The following is a 24,856-nucleotide window of genomic DNA, read 5'->3' as shown; positions in this document are numbered from 1 at the left end:
AGCGAGCCGCTGGGAGCTCACGGGCGGGACATCAGAGGTGGGACAGCTGCCCGGTGCCGCCCCGGCGGCGTATGCGTTCCTGCTCGCGCAGGGCCGCGCGCTCCTCGCGCCGGCGGGCGCGCCGCTCTCGGCGCAGTGCGCGGGCCGTGCTGCTCGGCTCGGAGACCACGCCGTACCGCTGGTTCCACACCTGGCGGGTCACCCACACGTCGACCACGGCCCAGGTCGCCACCACCGTGCTCGCCACGCTGCTGATCACCATGGGGAAGGCCAGCCAGGAATCGGCCAGCGTGCACAGGAACGCCACCATCGCCTGGATCAGCGTCACCGCGATGATCAGCAGCGCCCGCACCGCCGCCGTACGCACCGGATCCGGCATCGGATGGCGTCTGGCAGGTTCCTCGACCCACAACGGCCGGTGGTCCGGCTGCTGTGCGCCGGTGGACTCCCTGGCGCGCCTCTGCGCCGGAATGTCGCGATCCGGTGCCTCCAGGCCCCGCCGGGCCGCCGAGCGCCCCGCCACGCTCTCCTCGGGCGCTTCGCGCCACTCCGCCGTGCCCATCACCCGCATCACTCCCCACCGCCAGCAGACCGCTCGCCCCGGTGTCACAAGACTCCGGCTCCCCAGTGGCTGCCCGGCTTGCGCTGTTTTACGCCGCCGGGATGCGGGATGCGACACCTGTGGCCCATTCCGCCCCCATTTCCCGTACAGAAGGACGAACGACCCCGCCCGATGATTCCCGACCGGGGAAAAATTCCAGCCAACCGCCCGGTCGGGGCATCTCCGTCCGGCCGGGCGCGGCCGCCGGAACGCGGTGGCAATCTCCCGCAATGCCCGGACAACTCGCCATCTCTCGCCGCCCGAGCGGAAGTTCACCCTCCGGACATGTCTTCGAGTTACCTGTCAGGCGGTAGTAGGCTCGCGCCGTTTGTTGACGGACATGTGCACCCCCGGCCGGCGGGGGTCGAGCTGGGGGAGGCCATGCGCTTTCGCGGGAAGTCGATCCGCCGGAAGATCGTGGCGCTGCTTCTCGTGCCGCTGGTGTCCCTGACCGCCATCTGGGGCTTCGCCACGGTACTCACCGGGCGCGAGGTCGCCCGCCTGTTCCAGGTGACGGACGTCAAGCAGGACATCGGCTATCCCGCCGAGGACACCGTCCGCGTACTGCAGCAGGAGCGCCGCCAGACCCTCGTCTACCTCGCCGACCCGAGAGCCGCCGACAGCCTGTCCGCGCTGCAGCGTACTCGTGCCGCCACCGACCGGGCGATCGCCACGATCCGCAAGAACGCCCGCGATCACGACGTCGTCGACAACATGGACGCGGACGACAGCGAACGCCTCACCGCCGTCCTCGACGCCTTCGACGGCCTCGGCTCCCTGCGCCGTGACGTCGAGCAGCGCACGGTCACCCGCGCTCAGGCCTTCGGCCTCTACAACCGCCTGGTCGACCCATGCTTCACGCTGTTCGCCGCCCTCGAAGGCATCGACAACGTCGAACTGGACGCGCAGGAGCGCGCGCTGGTCAACGTCAGCCGCGCCCGTGAGCTGCTCTCCCGCGAGGACGCCCTGCTCGGCTCCTCCCTCGTCGTCGGGCGGCTCACCCGCGACGAGACCCGTGACATCTCCGACCTCGCCGCCCAGCGCAGCGTCCTGTACGACGTCAGCCTGCCCCTGCTGCCGGCCGCCGACCGCGAACGCTACGAACGCTTCTGGAAGGACGCCACCACCGCGCCGCTGCGCACGGCCGAACGGACCGTCATCGGCACGGACTCCGGCACGCCTCACGGCGTCACGGCGCAGAGCTGGGACTCCGCGGCCGCCGGCGTCCTGGACGAACTCGGCAAGCTCGACGACCAGGTCGGCGACCGCCTCCAGGGCCGTACCCACCCGGTGGCCATGGGCGTCATCGTGCAGGCGGCCGTCGCGGGCCTGCTCGGCCTGGTCGCGCTCGTGTTCTCCGTCTTCCTGTCGGTACGGATCGGCCGCGGCCTCATCCGCGACCTGCGCCAGCTGCGGCTGGAGGCGCACGAGGCCTCCGGTGTCCGGCTGCCCAGCGTGATGCGCCGGCTGTCCGCGGGCGAGCAGGTCGACGTCGAGACGGAGGTGCCGCGCCTGGAATACGACAAGAACGAGATGGGCGAGGTCGGCCAGGCCCTCAACACCCTCCAGCGGGCCGCCGTCGAGGCCGCCGTCAAACAGGCCGAACTGCGCTCCGGTGTCTCCGAGGTCTTCGTCAACCTCGCCCGCCGAAGCCAGGTGTTGCTGCACAAGCAGCTCACGCTCCTCGACACCATGGAACGCCGCACCGAGGACACCGACGAACTCGCCGACCTCTTCCGCCTGGACCACCTCACCACCCGTATGCGCCGGCACGCCGAGGGCCTGGTGATCCTCTCCGGCGCCGCCCCCTCCCGGCAGTGGCGCCGCCCGGTGCAGCTGATGGACGTCGTACGCGCCGCCGTCGCCGAGGTCGAGGACTACGAACGCATCGAGGTACGGCGGCTGCCCCGGGTCGCCGTCACCGGTCCGGCCGTCGCCGACCTCACCCACCTCGCGGCCGAACTCCTGGAGAACGCCACGGTCTTCTCGCCCCCGCACACCGCCGTCCAGGTCCTCGGCGAGCGGGTGGCCAACGGCTTCACGCTGGAGATCCACGACCGGGGTCTCGGTATGACGGCCGAGGCGCTGCTGGACGCCAACCTGCGTCTCGCCGAGACCCCCGAGTTCGAACTGTCCGACACCGACCGGCTCGGCCTGTTCGTGGTCAGCCGCCTCGCTCAGCGCCAGAACGTACGGGTCTCGCTCCAGCCGTCGCCCTACGGCGGCACCACCGCGGTCGTCTTCATCCCCGACGCGCTGCTGAGCGACGACGTACCGGACACCAACGGCCTCGGCTTCCGCCTCGACCGGGACCGCCCCGCGAGGGGGATCGGGCAGGCGGGCCGTGGCGCCGGACGGTCGGTGGCACCGGCGCAGCTGCCCGGCCTGCCCACCTCACTGCTGGACGGCCCGGTCGAGCTGGAGGCGCCGGTGGATCTCGACGCCATCGACGACTTCCCCGGCGTCCTGGGGGACGAGGACAGCGAGCGCGGGGGGCTGTTCCGGCCCCGCCGCTCCCGCACCGGCGCCGACGACCAGGCGTCCCCGTCCGCCGGCCGCGCGTCACGCGACGAGGCCGGCGACCGCGGCCCCATACCGCTGCCGCGCCGGCAGACACCCAAACTGGTCAGCTCGCACGGCAAGCCCGTCACCGACCAGCGCCCGCGCCGCGACGAACCGGACCAGCAGTCCCCCGCCGCCTCCCGTCGCCCCGAGAGGGGCGGCCCGGCCCCGCTGCCCTCCCGCCGACGCACCACCACCTCCCGCCGCCCCGCCGAAGTGACGGATGGGGTCCGGGAACGCGATGCGGCTTCCGCCGAAGTGACGGATGGGGTCCGGGAACGCGATGCGGCTTCCGCCGAAGTGACGGATGAGGTCCAGGAGCGCGATGCGGCCACCGCCGAACTCTCCGGCCGAGTCCGGCAACACGGTGCGACCCCTGCCGACGACACCGCTACGACGCCTGACGTCCCGCCCCTGCCCCGGCGTGCCCGGCCGCCCGAGCCCCCGGCCGGCGATGGTCCGGGTGCCCCGGGTCGGTCCGGCGCCGGCCGGGTCGAGTGCGCAGGCGAGGAGTCACGGCCCGGTGACACCAGCGGCCACACGCCCAGCCAGCCCGCCGAAGCGTCGGGCGACGAGTCGGCCACCGGGCCCCTGCCCCGGCGCGTACGTCAGGCCAGCCTCGCCCCGCAGCTCAAGCAGGACACCGCCCGGCGCGCCGAGCGTGCGGCGCAGCCCGCCGACCGCGACGCCGAGGAGGTCCGCAGCCGGATGGCCTCGCTGCAGCGCGGCTGGCAGCGCGGCCGGGAGGAGAACGCCGAGGGCGACGCAGACCACAACGGCACAGCACAAGGAACGACTAAGGGGGACGGTCGATGACCGCACCGAAGGCGACCGGCCACACGGCGACCGACAACGGGGGGCTGAACTGGCTTCTGGACGACCTGGTCGACCGGGTCGCCAGCATCCGCAAGGCCGTCGTCCTGTCCGGCGACGGGCTCGCGACGGGGGTGTCCAAGGATCTGACCCGGGAGGACGGCGAGCATCTGGCCGCCGTCGCGTCCGGCTTCCACAGCCTCGCCAAGGGCGTGGGCCGCCACTTCGACGCGGGCGGAGTCCGGCAGACGGTGGTGGAGCTGGACGACGCCTTCCTGTTCGTCACCGCCGCTGGGGACGGCAGCTGCCTCGCCGTCCTGTCCGACGCCGACTCCGACGTCGGACAGGTCGCCTACGAGATGACGCTCCTGGTCAAGCGGGTCGGCGTGCATCTGGGCAGCGCCCCGCGCACCGATCTGCCCGCAGGCGGGTAGTGGGATGACATGAGCGCAGACGGTCAGGGAAGAAACCACTGGTTCGACGACGAGGCCGGACCGGTCGTCCGTCCCTACGCCATGACACGCGGCCGAACCACGAGTCCGGCCCAGCACCGGCTCGATCTGATCGCGGTGGTCGTCACGGAACCCGACGGGGGCGACCCGGAAACGGATCCGGCGCTGTCACCCGAGCACGTGGAGATCGTCGGGCTCTGCCGCGGCGAACCGCAGTCCGTCGCCGAACTCGCCGCCGGACTCGACCTGCCGATCGGCGTGGTACGGGTGCTCATCGGCGACCTGGTGCACGCGGAACTCGTCCATGTCACGCGCCCGGTGCCACCGGCCGAGCTGCCGGACGAGAGCATTCTGCGCGACGTGATCAACGGCCTCCGCGCGCTGTGACCCCAATCCGGAAAGACCCCCCGAGCAGGAGAAGAAACCGATGATCCTCGGGCGTTCTGAGCGCGGCAAGCCCCCGGTCGAGCCCGTCACGCTCAAGATCCTGGTGGCCGGCGGCTTCGGCGTGGGCAAGACGACCCTCGTCGGCGCGGTCAGCGAGATCAGGCCGCTGCGCACCGAGGAACTGCTCACCGAGGCCGGCCGCCCGGTCGACGACACCAGCGGTGTGGAGGGCAAGCACACCACCACCGTGGCCATGGACTTCGGCCGGATCACCCTGCGCGAGGACCTGGTGCTGTACCTCTTCGGCACACCCGGACAGGAACGGTTCTGGTTCATGTGGGACGAGCTGTCCGAAGGCGCGCTCGGCGCCGTCGTCCTCGCCGACACACGGCGCCTTGAGGACTGCTTCGCCGCCGTCGACTACTTCGAGCGGCGTGGCATTCCCTTCCTCGTGGGCGTCAACTGCTTCGAGGGAGCGGCCCGTTACCCGGCCGAGGCGGTCCGGCAGGCCCTCGACCTGGACGCCGGCGTACCCGTCCTGCACTGTGACGCGCGGGAGCGGGAATCGGTCAAGGAGGTGCTCGTCGGAGTCGTCCGGCATGCGATGGAGTACGCGGCCGACCGCCGCCAGGCCGTCCTCGGCTGACCCACGGGCACGGCCCGTACCCCCGCCGACCGGGGTACGGGCCGTGGTCCGGTGAAGAGCCCTCACGCGCGCGTGCCGCGGGAGCCTTCACGCGCGCGTGCCACGGGATGAACCCTCACGCGCGCGTGCCGCGCACCGTCACGCGCCGTCCTCCTCCTCCAGCCAGCCGAAGCTCTTCTCCACGGCCTTGCGCCAGTTGCGGTACTCACGGTCGCGTACCGACGGCTCCATGGCCGGTGTCCACTCCGCGTCCTGCTGCCAGTGGGACTTCAGCTCGTCCAGGTCGTTCCACACGCCCGTCGCCAGTCCGGCCGCGTAGGCGGCGCCCAGGCAGGTGGTCTCGGACACCCGGGGCCGGCTGACCGGGACGCCGAGGACGTCCGCCTGGTGCTGCATGAGCAGGTTGTTCTTCGTCATGCCGCCGTCGACCTTCAGGGTGGTGATCCGCACCCCCGAGTCCTGGTACATGGCGTCCACGACCTCCCGGGTCTGCCAGCTCGTCGCCTCCAGCACCGCGCGTGCGAGATGGGCCTTCGTGACGTACCGGGTGAGGCCGGTGACGACGCCGCGCGCGTCGGAGCGCCAGTAGGGCGCGAACAGGCCCGAGAACGCGGGCACGATGTAGGCGCCGCCGTTGTCCTCGACGCTCCCCGCCAGCCTCTCGATCTCGTCGGCGCTGCTGATGATCCCGAGCTGGTCGCGGAACCACTGGACCAGCGCGCCCGTTATCGCGATGGACCCTTCCAGGCAGTACACCGGCGCCTCCCCGCCGATCTTGTAGCCCATCGTCGTCAGCAGCCCGCTCTTGGACGGCACCGGCCGGGTGCCGGTGTTCAGCAGCAGGAAGCTGCCGGTGCCGTAGGTGTTCTTGGCGGTGCCCACGTCGTAGCAGGCCTGCCCGAAGACGGCGGCCTGCTGGTCGCCCAGCGCGGAGGCCACCGGCACCCCGGCGAGCTGCCCGACAGCCGTGCCGTACACCTCGGCGGAGGACCTGATCTCGGGCAGTACCGCCTGGGGCACGTTCATGGCCGACAGGATGGCGGGATCCCACTGGAGCGTCTCCAGGTTCATCAGCATGGTGCGGCCGGCGTTGGTGACGTCGGTGACGTGCCGGCCGCCCTCGGTGCCGCCGGTGAGGTTCCAGATCAGCCAGGAGTCGATCGTCCCGAAGGCGATCTCGCCGCGTTCGGCCCGCTCCCTCAGGCCGGGCACATGGTCCAGCAGCCAGGCCGCCTTGGGCCCGGAGAAGTAGCTCGCCAGGGGCAGCCCGGTCTGCTCACGGAAGCGGTCCTGGCCGTCCGTGCCGCCCAGTTCGTTGCACAGGGCGGCGGTACGGGTGTCCTGCCAGACGATCGCGTTGTGCACGGGCTTGCCCGTGGCGCGGTCCCACAGGACGGTCGTCTCCCGCTGGTTGGTGATGCCGAGCGCACTCAGCTGGTCGGCGCGCAGCCCGGCCTTGGCGAGCGCTCCGGCCACCACGGCCTGCACCTTGGACCAGATCTCGGTCGCGTCGTGCTCCACCCAGCCCGGCTTGGGGAAGATCTGGCGGTGCTCGCGCTGGTCGACGGCGACAATGGCGCCGCTGTGGTCGAAGACGATGCAGCGGCTGGACGTGGTGCCCTGGTCGATGGCGGCGACGTAGGTGTCGGCGGTGTCCGTCATGGCAGTCCCCTGGGTCGCTGGGTGTACGGAACCTGGCGTACGGCTCGCGGAAGTGACGTACGGGTGATCAGAACGCCGCGTTATAGATGACGCCGGCGAGTGCCCCGCCGATCAGGGGCCCGACGACCGGTATCCAGGCGTAACCCCAGTCGGACGTGCCCTTGTTGGGGATCGGCAGGAAGGTGTGCACGATCCGCGGCCCGAGGTCGCGGGTCGGGTTGATGGCGTAGCCGGTGGGCCCGCCGAGGGAGAGCCCGATGCCGACGACGAGCAGGGAGACGACCAGCACGGTGGTGCCGGACTCGCCGAGCCCCTTGGTCAGTCCGAACGCGAGGATCGGCAGCACCAGCGCGATGGTCGCGATGATCTCGGTGATGAGGTTGGCGACCGGGTTCCGGATCTCCGGGATGGTCGAGAAGATGCCGAGCGTGGGCACCGGTTCGTCCGCCGTCCCCTCCGTCGTGCCCTCCTTGCGGACGTTGGCCTGGAACTGGGCGAGGTAGACCAGATAGGCCAGTACGGCCCCGAGCATCGCGCCGACGAACTGGCCCAGCAGATACACCCAGACCTTGCCCCACTTGCCGGTGTCGATGGCGATGCCGAGGGTGACCGCGGGATTGAGCTGGCCGCCGGAGAGGGGGGCGGCGGTGTACGCGCCCGCTAGGACGCCGAAGCCCCAGCCGAACGCGATGACGACCCAGCCCGAGGCCCGCGCCTTGGAGTATCTGAGAGTGACGGCGGCGCAGACTCCGGCACCGAAGAGGATCAGGATCGCTGTGCCGATCACTTCGCCGACGAAGATGTCTCCGTTGCTCATGGCGGCTCCCTTGGCGCCGGTTGGGGGCGGTCGGCCCCCGGCCCTCCGTGCAGGAACGTTCGGTTGGCGTCTCAGCCGTAGGCAGGGAGCCCCGCGCCCCGCCCGGCGTCCGTGACGAGCGTGCCGTCGTAGCCGTATCGCCGGGCAGGGACGGTCCGTGGAGCAGGACGGACCCGTGGCGCAGTGCGCCAGATAACGCCGAGAATGTACGGCGATGTCGGCTGACACCGGGAAGTGTTCACCGGCGCCCCGGGGGCGTCAAGGTTGCCGACGGCGACGGTGACGGCGACTCGCACTGCGGCCCGGCGGCGACGGTGCCGGTGATGCACTCGATGCCCAGGTCACCGCCACCGGGGCGCAACGGACCCCGTCGGGACGGATGTTCACCGGCCCGGCTCGACGGTTGCGTACCCGGCCGGCGCCGGCGCCGCCCCGGAGCCGCGCCGGACCTCGTGACCGGGCAGCCCGGCCCGTCCGAGCACCCAGCTCGCGCCGCGCAGGGCCTTGGCCGCCTGCTTCAGCGGGGCGAGCTGGGCGGCGGCCTGCCGGTGGTCGACCACGCTTCCCGGCGCGCACACCACGGTCGCGAGGGAGAGCGTGACCGGCCGGCCTCCCGCCGACCAGGGCGCGTCGAGCACGGCCGTGACCAGCGGGTCGAGCCCCGCCTCGTCGGCCAGCACCAGGAAGTCGTCCCCGCCGATGTGCCCCACGCGCGCGTGCCCCGAGGCCGCCTGCTGCAGCGCGCGCCCCACCGACCGGATCAGCTCGTCGCCCATGGCGAACCCGGCACCGTCGTTGACCTGCTTGAAATGGTCGATGTCCAGCCAGCTGAGCGCGAACGTCCGGCCGGCCGCGATCCACCGGTCCACCTCGCTGGTGATCGCGTCCGAACCGGGCAGCCGGGTCAGCGGATTGAGCCCGGCGGCCTCCTCGACCCGGCTCTCGGCCAGCGCCCGCACCAGGTCCGCGAGCCGCACGACGCCCACGCACCGGCCGTGCCGGTCGACCACCCCGACATCGTCGGAGGTCCGGTCCCGGCCGCCGATCGCGACGACGTCCAGTACCTCCCAGGCGGTGGCGTCGACCCCGACGGTGCGGGGCGCGTCCCCCAGCTTGAAGGCCGGCCGGTCGGCGTACAGCGCGTGCCCGTAGCGGGCGGACATCGACAGCAGGAAGCGCGAGCGGTGCACCGAGCGCACGGGCCGGCCGGCCTGGTCCACCAGCAGCACACCGGAGACGTCCGGCGATCCGGTCAGCAGCGCCCGCACCTGCCCCGCCGATGCGGTCACCGGCAGTACGGCGGCCGGGCGCAGGAACTCCCGCACCGACGGCCCGGACCGGGGCACACCGACGGTGCCGGGGGAGCGGGGCGGAACGTATACGTCCGCGGCGGGGATCCGGGCCGGCGGCGCGAACAGCTCGCCCTGGCCCAGCTGCGCCCCGGCCGACAGCGCCGCCGCATACTGCAGCTCGGTCTCCACGCCCTCCACCGCGACCAGGGCACCCAGCTCCTCGCACAGCGTCCGCATGGCCCGCACCGCGGCCGGCCGGGACAGCAGCGAGGAGTCGAGTTTGACCAGGTCGGGGGAGAGGTCGGTGAGCAGCCGGAGCGGTACGTCGCCGTCCCCGATGCCGTCCGCGCTGATCCGGAAGCCCTGCTCGCGCAGCGCGGCCACCGCCTCCAGCAGGGCCCGTTGCGGCACGTGCGTGTAGGGCGGGACCACGTCCAGCGTCACCTCCCAGGGCAGGCGCCCGGCCGCGCGCACGGCGTCGTGCAGCGGGGCGAGGCCGCCGAGGTCGGCGAGGGTGGCCGCGAACACGTTGAGGTGCAGCGGCAGCAGGGTTTCCTTGCGCGTGGCGGCACGGAGCGCCAACACCGTGAGTCTGCCGTCGAGTTCGGGGTCTCGGCGGGCCTCGGCCAGGATGTCACCGGTCTCCGGGCGGGCGAGTGTCTCCAGTGCGGTGACCGCGCCCGTCCTCAGGTTGACCACCGGCTGGAAGGCGAAGCGGAGAGTATCCGTCCAGGAGTGCACGGGAGCATGATTGCGCTGCCCGCGTGCGCCCAGGCGCAGTTCATGAGACGTTCACGCAGGATTCCGGGGTGATCACACAGCGTGGAAAACCACTGTGGCCTCTGGTGTCGTACGCCGCCTGATCAACCCGTCACCTCACCGCGACCACCGACGATCCGTGCCCGAAGAGCCCCTGGTTGGCGGAGATCCCCACGCGCGCCCCGGCGATCTGCCGGTCGCCCGCCGTGCCTCTCAACTGCCAGGTCAGCTCGCAGACCTGGGCGATGGCCTGGGCGGGCACCGCCTCCCCGAAGGAGGCAAGGCCGCCACTGGCGTTGACGGGTATGCGGCCGTCCGGGGCCGTCGCGCCCTCCCGCAGAAGCTTCGCGCCCTCGCCCGCGCCGCACAGCCCCAGGTCCTCGTACCACTGCAGCTCCAGCGAGGTGGACAGGTCGTAGACCTCGGCCAGGGACAGGTCGCCGGGGCCGAGGCCGGCCTCCTCGTAGGCGGCCCGGGCGATGGAGGCCCGGAAGGTCTCCTCGGGGGCGCCCACCGCCACGGTGGAGTCCGTGGCGATGTCCGGCAGGTCCAGCACCGTGTTCGGAAAGCGCGGGGTCACCGTCGACACCGCCCGGATCCGCACCGGCCGGGTCACCCCGTGCCGGTGCGCGAACTCCATGCTGGAGAGCACCAGGGCGGCCCCGCCGTCGGAGGTGGCGCAGATGTCGAGCAGACGCAACGGATCGGCGACCACCGCGGACGCGGCGACCTCCTCGGCGGTGACCCGCTTGCGGTAGCGGGCGTACGGGTTGAGCGCGCCCATGGCGGCGTTCTTCACCTTGACCAGGGCGAAGTCCTCCGGTGTGTCCCCGTGCACCGCCATCCGCCGCCGCGCGTACAGCCCGAAGTACGCCGGATTGGTCGCTCCCAGGACCCGGAAGCGCAGCCAGTCCGGATCGTCCGGCCGGTCGCCGCCCGCCGGCCGGAAGAATCCCTTGGGTGCCGCGTCCGCCCCCACCACGAGGACGACGTCCGCGAGCCCGGCGAGTATCTGTGCCCGGGCCGTGGCGATCGCCTGCGCCCCGGAGGCGCACGCCGCGTACACACTGGCGACCCTGGCCCCCTGCCAGCCCAGGGCCCTGGCGAAGGTCGCTCCCGCCACATACCCGGGATACCCGCCCCGCACCGTGTCGGCGCCTACGACCGAGCCGACCTCGCGCCAGTCGACACCGGCGTCCGCGAGCGCCGCCCGGGCCGCCGCCGTCCCGTACTCCACGAAGGAGCGGCCCCACTTGCCCCATGGGTGCATGCCCGCACCGAGCACCGCCACGTCCATCGTCACGCCCTCACCCCCGTCGGCCGCCAGTGCCAGGTCGTCCAGGTCGTCTCCGCGTCCTCGTGGAGCACTCCGGGGACGACCTCCACCTCCATGCCCACCGCCAGATCGGCGACGGTGACCCCGGGAGCCGCCTGTCCCAGCACCACGATCCGCTCGGCTACCAGCTCCACCGCGATCAACGCGTACGGCTCCCACGGAAGTTCCGCATTGCTCACATAGGGTGACGGTGGACGGTACCGGCTGTCCGTGTACGACCAGACCCGCCCTCGTCGCGACAGCGGCACCTCCTCGAGATCTCCGCCGGAACACCCGGGATTTCGGCAGTGGGTGTCCTCGCGGGGGAAGAACACCGAGGCGCATGCCCCGCACCGGGTGCCGAGGAGTCTGAAATCGTCTCCTGCGCCGGCGAACCATCCGTCGACCACAGGCGCGCGCGTGTGAGACATGGCCCTCCCTGTCGCGATATCTGACGGAGCGTCAGAAGTGTGTCACGGACATCCGGAATTGGGCAGTGCAGGAGACATGACACGACTCACCAGTGCAGTACGGGGGCTGATCACCGCCTTCGCCGCCCTGCTGGTCATGACCGCCGCCTCGGCCACCGCCCAGGCGGCGACCGAGCCCAAGGCGCCGAAGGACTTCGTGGCCCTGAGAACCGTGGATCCGACGATCATCCAGGAGATGCGCTACTTCACCCCGCACAACTTCGTCGGCGAGCGCATCGACGGCTACGAGCAGCCGATGTGCATCCTCACCCGCCCCGCCGCCGAAGCCCTCCACAAGGCGCAGCTCACCCTGCTGCGCAAGGGCTACACCCTCAAGGTCTACGACTGCTACCGGCCGCAGCGGGCCGTGAACCACTTCGTGCGCTGGGCCAAGGACCTCGACGACCAGGCGATGAAGGGAGAGTTCTACCCGAACGTCGACAAGACCCGGCTGTTCGCGGACGGCTACATCGCCGAGAAATCCGGCCACAGCCGCGGCTCGACCATGGACCTCACGATCGTGAAGCTCCCCGCGAGGCCGACCCGGCCCTACCACCCCGGGCAGCCGCTGGTGCCGTGCTTCGCGCCCAAGGACGAGCGTTTCCCCGACAACTCCGTCGACATGGGGACCGGATTCGACTGCTTCGACACCCTCGCGCACACGCTCGACCCGCGCATCCAGGGCGCACAGCGGGCCAACCGCCTGCTGCTCAAGAACACCCTGGAGAGCCTCGGATTCGTGAACCTCGCCGAGGAGTGGTGGCACTACACGTACAAGCCCGAGCCCTACCCGGACACCTATTTCGACTTCCCCGTGTCCTCGAAGTCGCTCGTCGGCGGCCAGTGAGCAACCTCCGGAAGATGTCCCTCCTCTGATCGGATACAGTCCGCGCGTGTCCGAAACTCAGCACTCAACTGACAACTTCGCACCGGACTCGCACTGTTCGAGTTGCGGAGCGCCCTTTGGAGAGGGCGTTTCCGGCTGGCCGCGCACCTGCCCGTCCTGCGGGACCGTCGCCTACCGCAATCCGCTGCCGGTGGCGATCGCGCTCCAGCCCGTGTACGACACCAAGGGCACGGCCCTGGTCGTCATCACCCGGACCGTCGCCCCCGCGCGCGGGGGCACGGCACTGCCCGGCGGCTACATCGACGACCGGGAGGACTGGAGGCAGGCCGTCGTACGCGAACTCAAGGAGGAGACCGGCATCGACGCGGCTGCCCGGGACGTGCGGCTCGTGGACGCCATGAGCTCACCCGACGGTCACCTGCTGCTGTTCGGACTCCTCCCGGAGCGCCCGGTGGAAGGGCTCCCGCCCGCCGACCCCACGGACGAGACCGAGGGCTGGCAGCTGCTGCGCAGGCCCGAGGAACTCGCCTTCCCACTGCACACCGTGGCCGTACGGGCCTGGTTCGAGGGCCGGTACTGAGCGACGTGGCTCAGCCGAGCCCCCGCACCCGCACCGGGTAGGGGGGCTCGGCGGAACCGCGCTCCCGCTCGCGGGTGACCACCACCCGAGGGCCCTGCCGCCGGGCGACGTATCGTTCGATCTCCGGCTCGTCCCACGCGCCGCCCGCGTCCGGCACGACCAGGCCCCCGCCCGTACGGCCACGCGCGGGTGCCCACACCTCCAGCTCGACGCCGCCGTCCGCGCCGCGCACGGGGATGACCGCACCCGCGCGCGCGAACACCGGTATCCGAGACAGCGGCGCGTCGACGAGCACCTGCGCCGGCCCCTCGTACGCCTCCTCCGTCGCCGTGTCGTACCAGCGGCCCCGCGGCAGCTGCACCGCCCGCCGGTCGGCACCCGGATCCAGCACCGGAGCCACCAGCAGAGCATCCCCGAGCAGAAACGTGTCCTCGCAGTCGCGCAGCGCCCGGTCCTCCGGCGCCCCCCACCACAGCGGCCGCACAAAGGGCGCGCCGGTGCGCCTGGCCAGATGCGCCAGCGTCATGAAGTACGGCAGCAGCCGCCGCCGTTCGAGCAGCGCCACGCGCGCGTACTCCAGCACCTCGGCACCGAACTCCCAGGGCTCCCGGCGCCCCGCCCGCAGACTCGCGTGGGTGCGGAACAGCGGCAGATATGCGCCTAGCTGGAACCACCTCAGATACAGCTCCGGCGACGGACTGCCGTCGAAACCGCCCACGTCCGGGCCCGAGTACGGCACCCCGCACAGACCGAGCCCCAGCACCAGCGACAGCGAGGCCCGCAGCCCGGGCCAGCCGGTCGCCACGTCCCCGGACCAGGTGCCCCCGTACCGCTGCATCCCCGCCCAGCCCGACCGGGAGAACAGGAAGGGCCGCTCCCCGGGCGACAGCTCGCGCAGCCCCTCGTAGCCCGCCCGGGCCATGCAGAGCGCGTACACATTGTGCGCCTCCCGGTGGTCGCCCCCGCGCCCCTCCAGTGCGTGCCGGGCCGACCGCGGCAGGGTGAGCTCCCCGAAGGCGTTGAACGACGTCGGCTCGTTCATGTCGTGCCAGAACCCGGCGAAGCCCTGCCCGAGGCGCTCCTCGTAGAGTCCGCCCCACCACTTGCGCACGCGCGCGTGCGTGAAGTCCGGATACACCGACTCCCCGGCCCACACCACACCGCGCACCGTCCGCCCGGAGGCGTCCCGCACGAACGCGTCCACGGCCGAACCGCTGTCGTACACCGCGTTGCCCGGCGCCGCCTTCACGGCCGGGTCGACGATCGACACCAGCCGGATCCCGTCCCGGCGCAGCTCCTCGGCGAGCTGCGGCAGCTTCGGGAACCGCTCCCGGTCGACGGTGAACACCTGGTGGTCGTCGTAGTGGTCGATGTCCAGGTGCACGGCGTCCAGCGGCAGCCCGCGCTCCTGGTAACCGGCGACGAGCCGGCGCACCTCCTGCTCGCTGCCGAAGCCCCACCGCGCGTGCTGGTGGCCGAGCGCCCACGCCGGCGGCAGCGCGGGCGCCCCGGTCAGCGAGGCCCAGGTGTGCAGCACGCGCGCGGGGGTGCCCACCATCACCCAGCAGCGCAGGGGACCGCCGTCCATCCGCAGCTCGCAGCGCCCCGCCCGGTCGTGCCCGGAACCGGCGCCCTCCTCGCCCTCGCGCAGCACGACCGTGCCGTCCCACGTGGTGTCGTGGAACACCAGATGCGTGCCCGCGTCGGCCACCACGAGCTGCACCGGCATGGTCACGTACAGTGGATCGTCGCCGGGGCCGAAGGCCCGGCCGGGGTCGGTGTTCCACAGCCGGTACGTGCCGTCCCGCAGCCGGGGCCCGGACGCCCGGCCGCCCAGACCGAAGAAGCGCGCGTCCGCCGCCACCTCCGACCGCTGCATCCAGCGCGCCGTGCCCCCGTCGACCGGCTCCCACCAGCGCGGCGGCAGATCCCGCCGCAGGGTCACGCCGCCCGGCGTGCACACCGCCACTGCGCCGTGCCGCGAGACGGTGACCGTCACCCGCTCGGCCACGACCCGCCAGCCACCGTCCTTGTCCGGCTCCAGCACCGCACGCGGATCCGGATCCGGACAGCCTCCCGCGAGCCCGTACGACGGCTGCGGATCCGCCCCGTCCCACCCCCAGAACACCGCCCCGTTCACCGCCACGGTGATCCGCAGCTCGGACCGGCCGAACCGGATCAGCCCGCCACCCGGCCCCGGCTCCACGCTCTCCACCTGCCCCGGAACCCGCGCCCGCTCGGCACCCCGCCGCGGCAACCCGGCGGCGTCGATCCGCCGCCTGCGCCAAGCCGCCCGTACGGTACGCAACCCCCGAGCCGCCCTCCCCGAACCCATGACACTCACCGAACGCACCAGGTCACGACCGTCCATGCTGCTCACCCTGCCACTGAGCACCCTACGCGCGCGTGTCGTTCAACTGCCGTTCACCCGTGCCGGGGCCACATCTTCACGACACCGACTATGTGGGGTACACCCTGGTGCAGAAGTCGATCACATGGCATCGTCCCTGTCAGCCGCGTCACGCGCACACCCCAGCCCGTGCGCGGACCGACGCACACGACGCGCACAGCCCGGGAGCCGCCCCCATGACGACCGCGAACCCCCAGCCGCTCTGGCAGCCCGATCCCGAGCGGATCGCCCAGGCACGCATCACCCAGTTCCAGGCCTGGGCCGCCGAGCACCACGGCGCCCCCGCCGAAGGCGGCTATCCCGCCCTCCACCAGTGGTCCGTCGACGAGCTGGACACCTTCTGGAAAGCCGTCACGGAGTGGTTCGACGTCCGCTTCTCGACGCCCTACGCGCGCGTGCTCGGCGACCGCGCCATGCCCGGCGCCCAGTGGTTCCCGGGAGCCACCCTCAACTACGCCGAGCACGCCCTGCGCGCCGCGGCCGACCGCCCGGACGAACCCGCCCTCCTGTACGTCGACGAGATCCACGAACCGCGCCCGGTGACCTGGTCCGAACTGCGCCGCCAGGTCGGCTCCCTCGCCGCGGAACTCCGCGCCCTCGGGGTCCGCCCCGGCGACCGCGTCAGCGGCTACCTGCCCAACATCCCGCAGGCCGTCGTCGCCCTGCTCGCCACGGCCGCCGTCGGTGCCGTCTGGACCTCCTGCGCCCCCGACTTCGGCGCCCGCAGCGTGCTCGACCGCTTCCAGCAGGTCGAACCCGTCGTGCTCTTCACCGTCGACGGCTACCGCTACGGCGGCAAGGAGCACGACCGCCGCGAGATCGTCGCCGAACTGCGCCGCGAGCTGCCCACCGTGCGCGCCGTCGTCCACATCCCGCTGCTCGGCACCGAGGCCCCCGAGGGCGCCCTGGAGTGGTCGGCGCTGACGGCGGGGGACACCGAGCCCGTCTTCGAGCAGGTCCCGTTCGACCACCCGCTGTGGGTGCTGTACTCCTCCGGCACCACCGGCCTGCCCAAGGCCATCGTCCAGTCCCAGGGCGGCATCCTGGTCGAGCACCTCAAGCAGCTCGGCCTGCACTGCGACCTCGGCCCCGAGGATCGATTCTTCTGGTACACCTCGACCGGCTGGATGATGTGGAACTTCCTCGTCTCCGGCCTGCTCACGGGCACGACGATCGTCCTGTACGACGGCAGCCCCGGCTACCCGGACACGGGCGCCCAGTGGCGGGTCGCCGAACGCACCGGCGCCACCCTCTACGGCACCTCCGCCGCCTACGTCATGGCCTGCCGCAAGGCCGGCGTCCACCCCGCGCGCGACCACGACCTCTCCAAGGTGAAGTGCGTCGCCACCACCGGCTCCCCGCTGCCGCCCGACGGCTTCCGCTGGCTGCACGACGAGTTCGCAGAGAGCGGGGCCGACCTGTGGATCGCCTCCGTCAGCGGCGGCACCGACGTATGCTCCTGCTTCGCCGGCGGCGTACCGACCCTCCCGGTGTACACCGGCGAACTCCAGGCGCCCGGCCTCGGCACCGACCTGCAGGCCTGGGACCCCAGCGGCAAGCCCGTCATCGACGAGGTCGGCGAGCTGGTCGTCACCAACCCCATGCCCTCCATGCCGATCCGCTTCTGGAACGACCCCGACGGCACCCGCTACCACGACAGCTACTTCGACACCTATCCCGGCGTCTGGCGGCACGGCGACTGGATCACGGTCACCTCACGCGGAACCGTGATCATCCACGGCCGCTCCGACTCCACCCTCAACCGGCAGGGCGTACGCATGGGCTCGGCCGACATCTACGAGGTCGTCGAGCGCCTGCCCGAGATCAGGGAGTCCCTGGTCATCGGCATCGAGCAGCCCGACGGCGGCTACTGGATGCCGCTGTTCGTGCACCTCGCGCCCGGCGCCTGCCTCGACGAGGCACTGCTCAACCGCATCAAGCAGACCATCCGCGAACAGCTCTCGCCGCGCCACGTACCCGACGAGATCATCGAGGTACCGGGCGTCCCGCACACCCTCACCGGCAAGCGCATCGAGGTCCCCGTCAAGCGCCTCCTGCAGGGCACACCCCTGGAGAAGGCGGTCAACCCGGGCTCCATCGACAACCTCTCCCTGCTCGGCTTCTACGAGGATCTCGCCCGCAAGCGCGCCTGACCCCCGCAGGTGGCCTCGGACTCGCCCGGCACGGCGACGAAGTCCGAGGCCCACCGCGCGGCGCCGGCGGTGATGGACGCACTTGCACCGCGTCGGCGTCCCCTTCGGTGACCGCGCATCGCGAAGTCGCCGCAGCCCGGCCACGCCGGGGATGCTCAGCGCTCCTTGACGGCGTGCAGCAGTGTGATGCCGAGCCACGGGCCGCCGTACCAGTACCCGGGGCCGAGTCCGCGCAGCGTGCCCTGGCCGATGTGCGCGGCGTACTTCCTGGCCATGTTCCAGAAGTCGGCGACGAGCAACCGCCCGCCCGAGCGCAGTACCCGCATGGCCTCGTCCACCGCACGGTATCGGCCCTCGAACGAGGGGATGTTGTGGATCGCCAGCGCGCTCGTCACGACGTCGAAGGAGCCGTCCGCGAACGGCAACGCGGTCATGTCGGCCGTATGTACTTCCACCCGGTCGGCGACCCCTGCCGCAGCGGCGTTGGCGAGCGTGACTTCGGGCCGGTTGCCGCTCTGGTCCTGCCCGGACCACAGGTCCACCCCCACGGCGCGGCCCGCCGGCAGCCTTCTGGCCGCCTCGATCAGCACCGCGCCGCGACCGCAGCCCAGGTCCAGCAGTTGCTCGTCACCCTTCAAGCCGGCCCGGTCCAGCTCCCGCCTCCAGATGCGCAGCTTGCCGTGCAGTGTGGTGTGCAGGTAAATGCCGGTGTGGGCAAGCAGTACCGTCCCCGCAGCCACCATCGCGGTTCGTCCCGGCCGCCACCGGCCGGCGGCCAGGCAGCAGGCCGTGCCGGCGGCGCCGGTCACCGCCGGGAACGCTGGAGCGTCAACGCCGTAGCGCGGCCAGTGAAGGCGCGGCAGTGGGGAGTCATTCTGATCCTTGGACATACTCGCAGTGTCACGAGCCCACCTGCCGGGCGTCTTGTAGAAATGTCCCCCTGACCAGCGCCAGCCACCGGCCTCGCGTGCCGGGTGCACACCGTGTGTCAAGCCATGGACCGGTATGCGGAGGCGCCCCACGCGACGTCGTCGACCGCAAGCCATGGCGCGACCGCAACGGCCGTGGGCGTCACACCGGCGAAGGCCATGACATCCCGATGGAGGTGGGACTGGTCGACGTAGCCGATCTCCGCCGCCACCCGTGCGGCGCTGTGGCCCGCGGCCAGACGGTGGACCGCGTGGTCGAAACGGACAAGCTGCGCAGCGCGCTTGGGGTTGAGACCGATCTGGGCCCGGAACCGGGACCACAGACGCTTACGGCTCCAGCCGACCTCGGCTGCCAGCCGCTCGACCCGAACCCCTCCCAGGTTCGTCACCATCTGCCCCCACACGAAGGCGACCTCGGGCTCGACCGCTCGGCCTGCCTCGTGCCGTCGAACGAGCGCGGCCTCCGCGATCGCGAACCGCTCGTCCCATGACCCGGCAGCGCGCAGTTGCTCCTGGATTCGCGCGGCATCGCGGCCCCACAGGTCATCGAGGGAGGCCACCATCCCGCCCAACTCCGAAGAGACGCCCAGCACCGTGTGCGCGACCACCGGAGACAGCCGCACCTGCAGGCACTCGATGTCACGGCCGCGCCCTCGAACGCCGCTGGGCACAAGTCCGACGACGACACTGCCGTTCTGCCGGCAGCCGCTGATGTCATCGACGGCGAGTGGTCCCTCGCCCAGGTCGATGGCCACCGTGACAGCCGGATACGGGACAACGCCCAGGTCGACGAAGTCCGTGGTGCGAGCGCGGAATCCGGCCATGCTGACGCCTGGCAGCAGGCCGGGCCGCGACGGGGTGGCGATGTCCCACACCGCCGCAGCGTCATGAGCCGACTCGGCTGATCGCATGTCGGCAAGCTACGCGACATTCGTCCAAGACGCGATGCCGCAGACGCGACGACACTGACGGCTCCTGCAAGCACCGCGGACCAGAAAGGACCGCTCGTGATGCCCTCGCCGATCGACCCGTTCACGCCGGCCGTCGAACTCGCCGCAGCCATGCGCCGAAAGGAGGTGAGCCCGGTCGAGGTGGCCGATTGCTGTCTTGAGCGGATGGACGAGCTCGACCCTCGGCTGAACGCCTTCTGCCACCGGGCCGACGACGACGTCTGCAAAGCCGCTTCTGCCGCGGCTGACGCGATAGCGCGGACCCCGTCACCCGAGGACCTCCCGCCGTTCCTTGGCGTCCCGCTGCCGATCAAGGACCTGCTTGACGTGGCCGGATGGCCCACCACCCATGGGTCAGCCGGCGCCAGGCAGGCGCCGGCCGCAGCATCGGACCCGGTCGTGCAACGGTTCGTGGACGCGGGCTTCATCCTGCTCGGCAAGACCACCACCTCCGAGTTCGGTGCCCTTCCCTTCACCGAGAGCAAAGCCCTGGGCATCTCGCGCAGCCCGTGGGACCCGGATCGCACACCGGGCGGGTCGTCGAGCGGAGCGGGCGCTGCCGTCGCCGCCGGGATGGCGCCCATCGCCCACGCCGAAGACGGCGGCGGGTCGATCCGCATCCCCGCGTCATGCAACGGCCTCGTCGGACTCAAACCCACCCGCGGCCTGGTCACCAACGCGACCGTCAGCGTGGAAGGCCTCGGCACCAGCGGCGTGCTCACCCGCACGGTCGCAGACACCGCGGCCGCCCTCGATGTGCTTGCACGCCACGACCCGGCCGCGTGGTGGTCACCCCCGACCCCGCACAGGTCCTTTGCCACCGTGATGGAGACGGACCCGCCGACCGGGCTGCGGATCGGTGCGCTCACCGACTCTCCGATCGACGGGATACGGGTGCACCCGGCGTGTGCTGAAGCCGTCACCGTCACTCTTCGGACGCTCGAATCGGCGGGTCACCACATCGTCGACACCCGCCTTCCGCTGCCCTCGACCGACGAGCTGGTGGCGGCGTTCACGACCATCTGGAACGTCGGCGCTGCCGGGATCGAGCTCGCGGACCCGGACCGTGTCGAGCCCCACAATCGTGCCCTGCGCGACGCGGCACGATCGATCGACTCGTGGTCCTACGCGGAAGGGGTGAGGAAGACCCAGCAGTTGTCGCGGCGCATCGTCGAAGGCTTCCTCGCCCGCTTCGACCTCCTGGTCACACCCACTATGGCGTGCCTCCCGCCGCTCGTCGGCGCCTGGCGGGCAGGCACCGACGACGATCCCCTGACGGCGCTGCTGAACAGCTATCCGATGGGGGTGTTCACGTCGGTGTTCAATGTGACCGGCCAACCGGCGATCTCGGTCCCCATCCACCACGACGACGCCACCGGCCTGCCCGTCGGCGTCCAGATCGTCGCCGCACCATGGCGGGAAGACCTCCTGCTCCAGGTGTCGCGCACCCTCGAACTCGCACACCCCTGGACCCATCGCCGCCCGCCCGTGAGCTGAGCACGGAGACGCTTCCCACGGCAGACCAGAAGGCACGTTGTCAGTGCCGCCGGTTACGGTGAGTGAGCATTGATCGACCGTGCACTTAGGGGGAAACATGGCGCACACCGACCACCAGACCATGCGACGCATCCTGCGCCGAGAGATCGCCGGCACCATCGGCCTGCTCACCGACGAACACGACTTCCGCGCCATGCGGCGCTACCGCAGCTTCACCTTCGACGACCACGCGACCTACCTGAAGCAGGTCGAGGCCGTCCTCAAGGCCCGCGCGGCCCAGGGCACCCACACCACACTCGCCCTGTTCGACCCCGAGGACTACGCCGTCTACTGCGCGGAAACCGGCCTCGACCCGGAAGCCCCGACCACCCGGACCCGCTTCACCGCCGAACTCGCGGCCACGGGCCCCACCATCCCCTACGACGGCCAGCCCCTCGCCACACTCGTACCCGCCCTCGTCGACGAAGCCGTACGACAGGCGACGTGGGAGTACGCCACCACCCTGCTGTCCCGCCTCGGACCCTGCCCCACCTGCGGCGAGGACATCGGCAGGGCGGCCTTCACCCGCGCCTCCGACCTCCTGGTCCGCATCCTCGACACCGCACCACCCCGCGACCGGCACCTCGTCTGCAGCGTCTCCGGACCACCGGAGACCCTCGTCGCCGTCCTGCACGGCGACCAGGACGGTGACGGCGGCATCCGCCTCGACGAGGCCGAGGCCCTGGAATTCACCAGCGTCCTCGCCCTCGGCCTCGCCACCCGAAGCCCCGGCGGACTCGTCCTGCGCACCAGCGCCCCGGACACGCCCGACCGCGTCTACGGCTGGCGACTGCGCTCCGGCGGCCTCGAACCACTCACCGCCTCCGAGGTGTTCGACGCCTACTGCACCGACATCGAGTCCGGCGACCTCATCTCCCCGGAATCCGGCGTCGACTACTGCGAGCCCCCCGACCTCGGGGACGAGAACACGGCACCCGGCCACCGGCACTGACCGCACCGGCGCGCCGGTCCACGCCGACCGCGCCGACAGCACGCCGGACGCACCAGGGGCGCCCCACCCGAAGGCGGGACGCCCCTGCACCCGGCACACGCGACGCGCCGCCGGTACGGCTACTCGCCGGACAGCACCGCCTGAGCCGCGCCGCGCGCCTCCTCGGCACTGTCCGCGGCACGCGCGGCCGCCGCGGCCCGCTCGCACTGCGCCAGCGTGTACTTCGCCAGCGCCGCCCGGACATAAGGAATCGACGCCGCACCCATGGACAGGGAGGTGACACCCAGACCGGTCAGCACACAGGCCAGCAGCGGGTCGGACGCGGCCTCACCGCACACACCACAGCTCTTGCCCTCGGCCTTGGCCGCCTCCGCGGACAGTGCGACCAGGTCGAGCAGCGCCGGCTGCCAGGGGTCCTGAAGCCGGGACACCGCGCCCACCTGCCGGTCGGCCGCGAACGTGTACTGCGCGAGGTCGTTGGTCCCCAGCGACAGGAACTCGACCTCCTGCAGAATCGAACGCGCCCGCAGCGCGGCCGACGGGATCTCCACCATCGCGCCGAACTTCGCCTGGAGCCCCGCCGCACGGCAGGCGTCCGCGAACGCCTTCGCGTCCGCGCGGTCCGCCACCATGGGCGCCATGACCTCGAGGTAGACCGGCAGCCCCTCGGCGGCCTTGGCCAGCGCGGCCAGCTGCGTGCGCAGGATCTCGGGGTGGTCCAGCAGGGTCCGCAGACCCCGCACACCCAGCGCGGGGTTCGGCTCGTCGGCCGGAGTCAGGAAGTCCAGCGGTTTGTCCGCACCCGCGTCCAGCACCCGCACGACCACACGGCCCTCGGGGAACGCCTCCAGCACCTGCCGGTAGGCCTCCACCTGCTTCGCCTCGGAAGGAGCGTTCTTGCTGTCGTCCAGGAACAGGAACTCGGTACGGAACAGACCGACACCCTCGGCCCCGGCCTCCACGGCGGCAGGTACGTCCGCCGGACCACCCACATTGGCGAGCAGCGGCACCTTGTGCCCGTCCGCGGTCGCACCCGGCCCGGTCGAGGCGGCCAGCGCGGCCTTGCGCGCGGCGGCCGCGGCCGCCAGCTCCGCCTTCTTCGCCTCGCTCGGGTTCACGAAGATGTCGCCGGTGCTGCCGTCCACGGCGATCACCGTGCCCTCGGTCAGCTCACCGGCACCGGGCAGCGCCACGACCGCCGGTACACCCAGCGCCCGCGCCAGGATCGCGCTGTGGCTGGTCGGCCCGCCCTCCTCGGTCACGAAACCGAGCACCAGGGAGGGATCCAGCAGCGCGGTGTCGGCGGGAGCGAGATCCCGAGCCACGAGTACATAGGGCTGGTCGCTGTCCGGGACACCCGGCATCGGAACGCCCAGCAGCCGGGCGACGATACGATTCCGCACATCATCGAGGTCGGCCACGCGGCCGGCGAGGTACTCACCGGCACCGGCCAGCAGCTCCCGGTATGCGGCGAACGCGTCGTACACCGCACGCTCGGCCGTGCTGCCGACGGCGATCCGCCGGTCCACGTCCGCCATCAGCTCAGGATCCTGCGCCATCATGGCCTGCGCCTCGAGCACCGCCTGGGCCTCGCCCCCGGCCAGATTGCCGCGCGCCATCAGATCGGCGGCCACGGCGTCCACGGCCTGGCGAGCGCGCCCCTGCTCACGCTCGGCCTCTTCCGCCGGGATCTGCTTGGCCGGCGGCTCCAGCACCGCCGTACCCATGTGCCGAACCTCGCCGATCGCCACGCCATGGCTCACGCCGACGCCTCGCAGCGTTGTCTCCATCTCACCCGTCTCCGATAGTGCGGCGGGTCCCGCCGCCGCGGTGGTTTTCCTGATCGCCGTCCGAGGACGGCACTGCCGTCAGTTCCAGGCGAAGAGACTGTCGCCGGCCTTCACGTCTCCGCTGTCACGGACGTCGGAGAGAGACTCGGCCGTGGCTTCGAGGGCGACGACGGGGCACACCGGGGACTTGCCGGCGGCCTCGACCGCGGAGGGGTTCCAGCGCACGATGGCCTGGCCGCGCGTCACGGTGTCGCCCTTGTTGACGAGCACCTCGAAACCCTCGCCGTTGAGCTGCACCGTGTCGATCCCGAGGTGGGTGAGCACGCCGTGCCCCCTCTCGTCCACCACGACGAAGGCGTGCGGGTGCAGGGAGACGATGACGCCGTCCACGGGCGCCACGGCCTCGGACGGCTCACGCACGGGGTCGATCGCGGTGCCCGGGCCGACCATGGCCCCGGAGAAGACCGGATCCGGCACTTCGGCCAGTCCGATGGCCCGTCCAGCGAGCGGGGACGTCACGGTGGTCATGGGAAGCCTCCCAAGGAGTGGAGCTGCGTACGGGCCGTCACCGCCTGTTCCGGACGGCGCTTGCAGCAGCGTATGTCAGATGAACTGGCGGTTCCGTATAAGAAGCTACCAGTTAGTGGTCTAGACCACCAGCCCGTGGATTTGCACGGCCTTCGAGGCTCCGTGTACAGTCGTACTCCTGCTTGGGGCGGAGCGCCGCGAAGGTACTTTCGCTCAGCAGAACCCAAACTCGTCAGATCCTATCTCTGGATCCGCTTCTGCATGTCCGCAGAGGGGTGGTCAGAGAGACGGAAAAACCCTGGTAGAGTTTGAAACACCGAAGGGAAGCGCCCGGAGGAAAGCCCGAGAGGGTGAGTACAAAGGAAGCGGCCGTTCCTTGAGAACTCAACAGCGTGCCAAAAATCA

At 71.6% G+C, this 24,856-nt stretch carries 20 protein-coding genes; 9 read left to right on the top strand and 11 right to left on the bottom strand.

The window, feature by feature from the left end; translation table 11 throughout:
- Positions 1-31 precede the first annotated feature (31 nt).
- Complete coding sequence (locus ACZ418_RS22455) at positions 32-562, bottom strand: hypothetical protein (protein WP_468365581.1); 531 nt, start codon at positions 560-562, stop codon at positions 32-34.
- Between the two features lie 420 nt (positions 563-982).
- Here ACZ418_RS22455 and ACZ418_RS22450 point away from each other — a divergent pair, with 420 nt between their 5' ends.
- Genes ACZ418_RS22450 through ACZ418_RS22435 form a run of 4 tightly spaced genes read left to right on the top strand, consistent with a single transcriptional unit; the run spans position 983 to position 5,461 of the window.
- Positions 983-3,979, top strand: a complete 2,997-nt coding sequence (locus tag ACZ418_RS22450; RefSeq protein ID WP_468365579.1) for a sensor histidine kinase — start codon at positions 983-985, stop codon at positions 3,977-3,979.
- Positions 3,976-4,410, top strand: coding sequence for a roadblock/LC7 domain-containing protein (locus ACZ418_RS22445; protein ID WP_468365576.1), 435 nt, complete (start codon positions 3,976-3,978; stop codon positions 4,408-4,410). Before ACZ418_RS22450 ends, ACZ418_RS22445 begins: the two co-directional genes overlap by 4 nt.
- A gap of 9 nt (positions 4,411-4,419) precedes the next feature.
- The gene (locus tag ACZ418_RS22440) at positions 4,420-4,815 is read left to right on the top strand and encodes a DUF742 domain-containing protein (RefSeq protein WP_468365573.1); all 396 of its coding nucleotides are present in this window, start codon (positions 4,420-4,422) and stop codon (positions 4,813-4,815) included.
- Positions 4,816-4,855: 40 nt separating this feature from the next.
- Positions 4,856-5,461 carry a GTP-binding protein gene (locus tag ACZ418_RS22435; protein ID WP_468365571.1) on the top strand — a complete coding sequence of 202 codons (606 nt, stop codon included), beginning with the start codon at positions 4,856-4,858 and terminating at the stop codon, positions 5,459-5,461.
- A gap of 138 nt (positions 5,462-5,599) precedes the next feature.
- Here ACZ418_RS22435 and glpK read toward each other — a convergent pair whose 3' ends face one another.
- The 5 genes from glpK to ACZ418_RS22410 form a co-directional block, all read right to left on the bottom strand.
- Complete coding sequence (glpK, locus tag ACZ418_RS22430) at positions 5,600-7,123, bottom strand: glycerol kinase GlpK (RefSeq protein WP_468365569.1); 1,524 nt, start codon at positions 7,121-7,123, stop codon at positions 5,600-5,602.
- 67 nt (positions 7,124-7,190) lie between these two features.
- Positions 7,191-7,940, bottom strand: a complete 750-nt coding sequence (locus ACZ418_RS22425) for an MIP/aquaporin family protein (RefSeq protein ID WP_468365567.1) — start codon at positions 7,938-7,940, stop codon at positions 7,191-7,193.
- A 383-nt stretch (positions 7,941-8,323) separates the two neighbouring features.
- Complete coding sequence (locus ACZ418_RS22420; protein WP_468365564.1) at positions 8,324-9,973, bottom strand: EAL domain-containing protein; 1,650 nt, start codon at positions 9,971-9,973, stop codon at positions 8,324-8,326.
- Positions 9,974-10,103: 130 nt separating this feature from the next.
- Positions 10,104-11,294, bottom strand: a complete 1,191-nt coding sequence (locus tag ACZ418_RS22415; protein ID WP_468365561.1) for a lipid-transfer protein — start codon at positions 11,292-11,294, stop codon at positions 10,104-10,106.
- A complete protein-coding gene (locus ACZ418_RS22410; RefSeq protein ID WP_468366530.1) occupies positions 11,291-11,716 on the bottom strand; it encodes a Zn-ribbon domain-containing OB-fold protein in 426 nt (141 codons plus the stop codon). Before ACZ418_RS22410 ends, ACZ418_RS22415 begins: the two co-directional genes overlap by 4 nt.
- A gap of 97 nt (positions 11,717-11,813) precedes the next feature.
- Between ACZ418_RS22410 and ACZ418_RS22405 the strand changes: the two genes are divergently transcribed.
- Both ACZ418_RS22405 and ACZ418_RS22400 read left to right on the top strand, forming a co-directional pair.
- The gene (locus ACZ418_RS22405) at positions 11,814-12,623 is read left to right on the top strand and encodes a M15 family metallopeptidase (RefSeq protein ID WP_468365558.1); all 810 of its coding nucleotides are present in this window, start codon (positions 11,814-11,816) and stop codon (positions 12,621-12,623) included.
- Between the two features lie 46 nt (positions 12,624-12,669).
- Entirely contained in the window at positions 12,670-13,203 is a 534-nt protein-coding gene (locus ACZ418_RS22400; RefSeq protein ID WP_468365555.1) for an NUDIX domain-containing protein, read from the top strand.
- A 10-nt stretch (positions 13,204-13,213) separates the two neighbouring features.
- Here ACZ418_RS22400 and ACZ418_RS22395 read toward each other — a convergent pair whose 3' ends face one another.
- On the bottom strand, positions 13,214-15,574 hold the full coding sequence (locus tag ACZ418_RS22395; RefSeq protein WP_468365552.1) for a glycoside hydrolase family 31 protein: 2,361 nt from the start codon (positions 15,572-15,574) through the stop codon (positions 13,214-13,216).
- A 215-nt stretch (positions 15,575-15,789) separates the two neighbouring features.
- Between ACZ418_RS22395 and ACZ418_RS22390 the strand changes: the two genes are divergently transcribed.
- Complete coding sequence (locus ACZ418_RS22390; RefSeq protein WP_468365549.1) at positions 15,790-17,766, top strand: acetoacetate--CoA ligase; 1,977 nt, start codon at positions 15,790-15,792, stop codon at positions 17,764-17,766.
- Between the two features lie 155 nt (positions 17,767-17,921).
- Here the strand turns inward: ACZ418_RS22390 and ACZ418_RS22385 are convergent, their stop codons facing one another.
- Complete coding sequence (locus ACZ418_RS22385) at positions 17,922-18,575, bottom strand: class I SAM-dependent methyltransferase (RefSeq protein ID WP_468365546.1); 654 nt, start codon at positions 18,573-18,575, stop codon at positions 17,922-17,924.
- 179 nt (positions 18,576-18,754) lie between these two features.
- Positions 18,755-19,606 carry a helix-turn-helix domain-containing protein gene (locus ACZ418_RS22380; protein ID WP_468365543.1) on the bottom strand — a complete coding sequence of 284 codons (852 nt, stop codon included), beginning with the start codon at positions 19,604-19,606 and terminating at the stop codon, positions 18,755-18,757.
- Positions 19,607-19,705: 99 nt separating this feature from the next.
- On the opposite strand from ACZ418_RS22380, the gene ACZ418_RS22375 reads away from it, so the two are divergent.
- Positions 19,706-21,142, top strand: coding sequence for an amidase (locus ACZ418_RS22375; protein WP_468365540.1), 1,437 nt, complete (start codon positions 19,706-19,708; stop codon positions 21,140-21,142).
- Positions 21,143-21,239: 97 nt separating this feature from the next.
- The gene (locus ACZ418_RS22370; RefSeq protein WP_468365537.1) at positions 21,240-22,133 is read left to right on the top strand and encodes a hypothetical protein; all 894 of its coding nucleotides are present in this window, start codon (positions 21,240-21,242) and stop codon (positions 22,131-22,133) included.
- Positions 22,134-22,252: 119 nt separating this feature from the next.
- Here the strand turns inward: ACZ418_RS22370 and ptsP are convergent, their stop codons facing one another.
- On the bottom strand, positions 22,253-23,923 hold the full coding sequence (gene ptsP / locus ACZ418_RS22365) for a phosphoenolpyruvate--protein phosphotransferase (protein WP_468365534.1): 1,671 nt from the start codon (positions 23,921-23,923) through the stop codon (positions 22,253-22,255).
- Positions 23,924-24,001: 78 nt separating this feature from the next.
- On the bottom strand, positions 24,002-24,451 hold the full coding sequence (locus ACZ418_RS22360) for a PTS sugar transporter subunit IIA (protein ID WP_468365531.1): 450 nt from the start codon (positions 24,449-24,451) through the stop codon (positions 24,002-24,004).
- Positions 24,452-24,856 lie beyond the last annotated feature (405 nt).

The organism is Streptomyces sp. NPDC030820 (assembly GCF_055572075.1).
The sequence above is the reverse complement of the archived record's forward strand: the minus strand, read 5'-3'. Positions and strand labels throughout refer to the sequence as shown.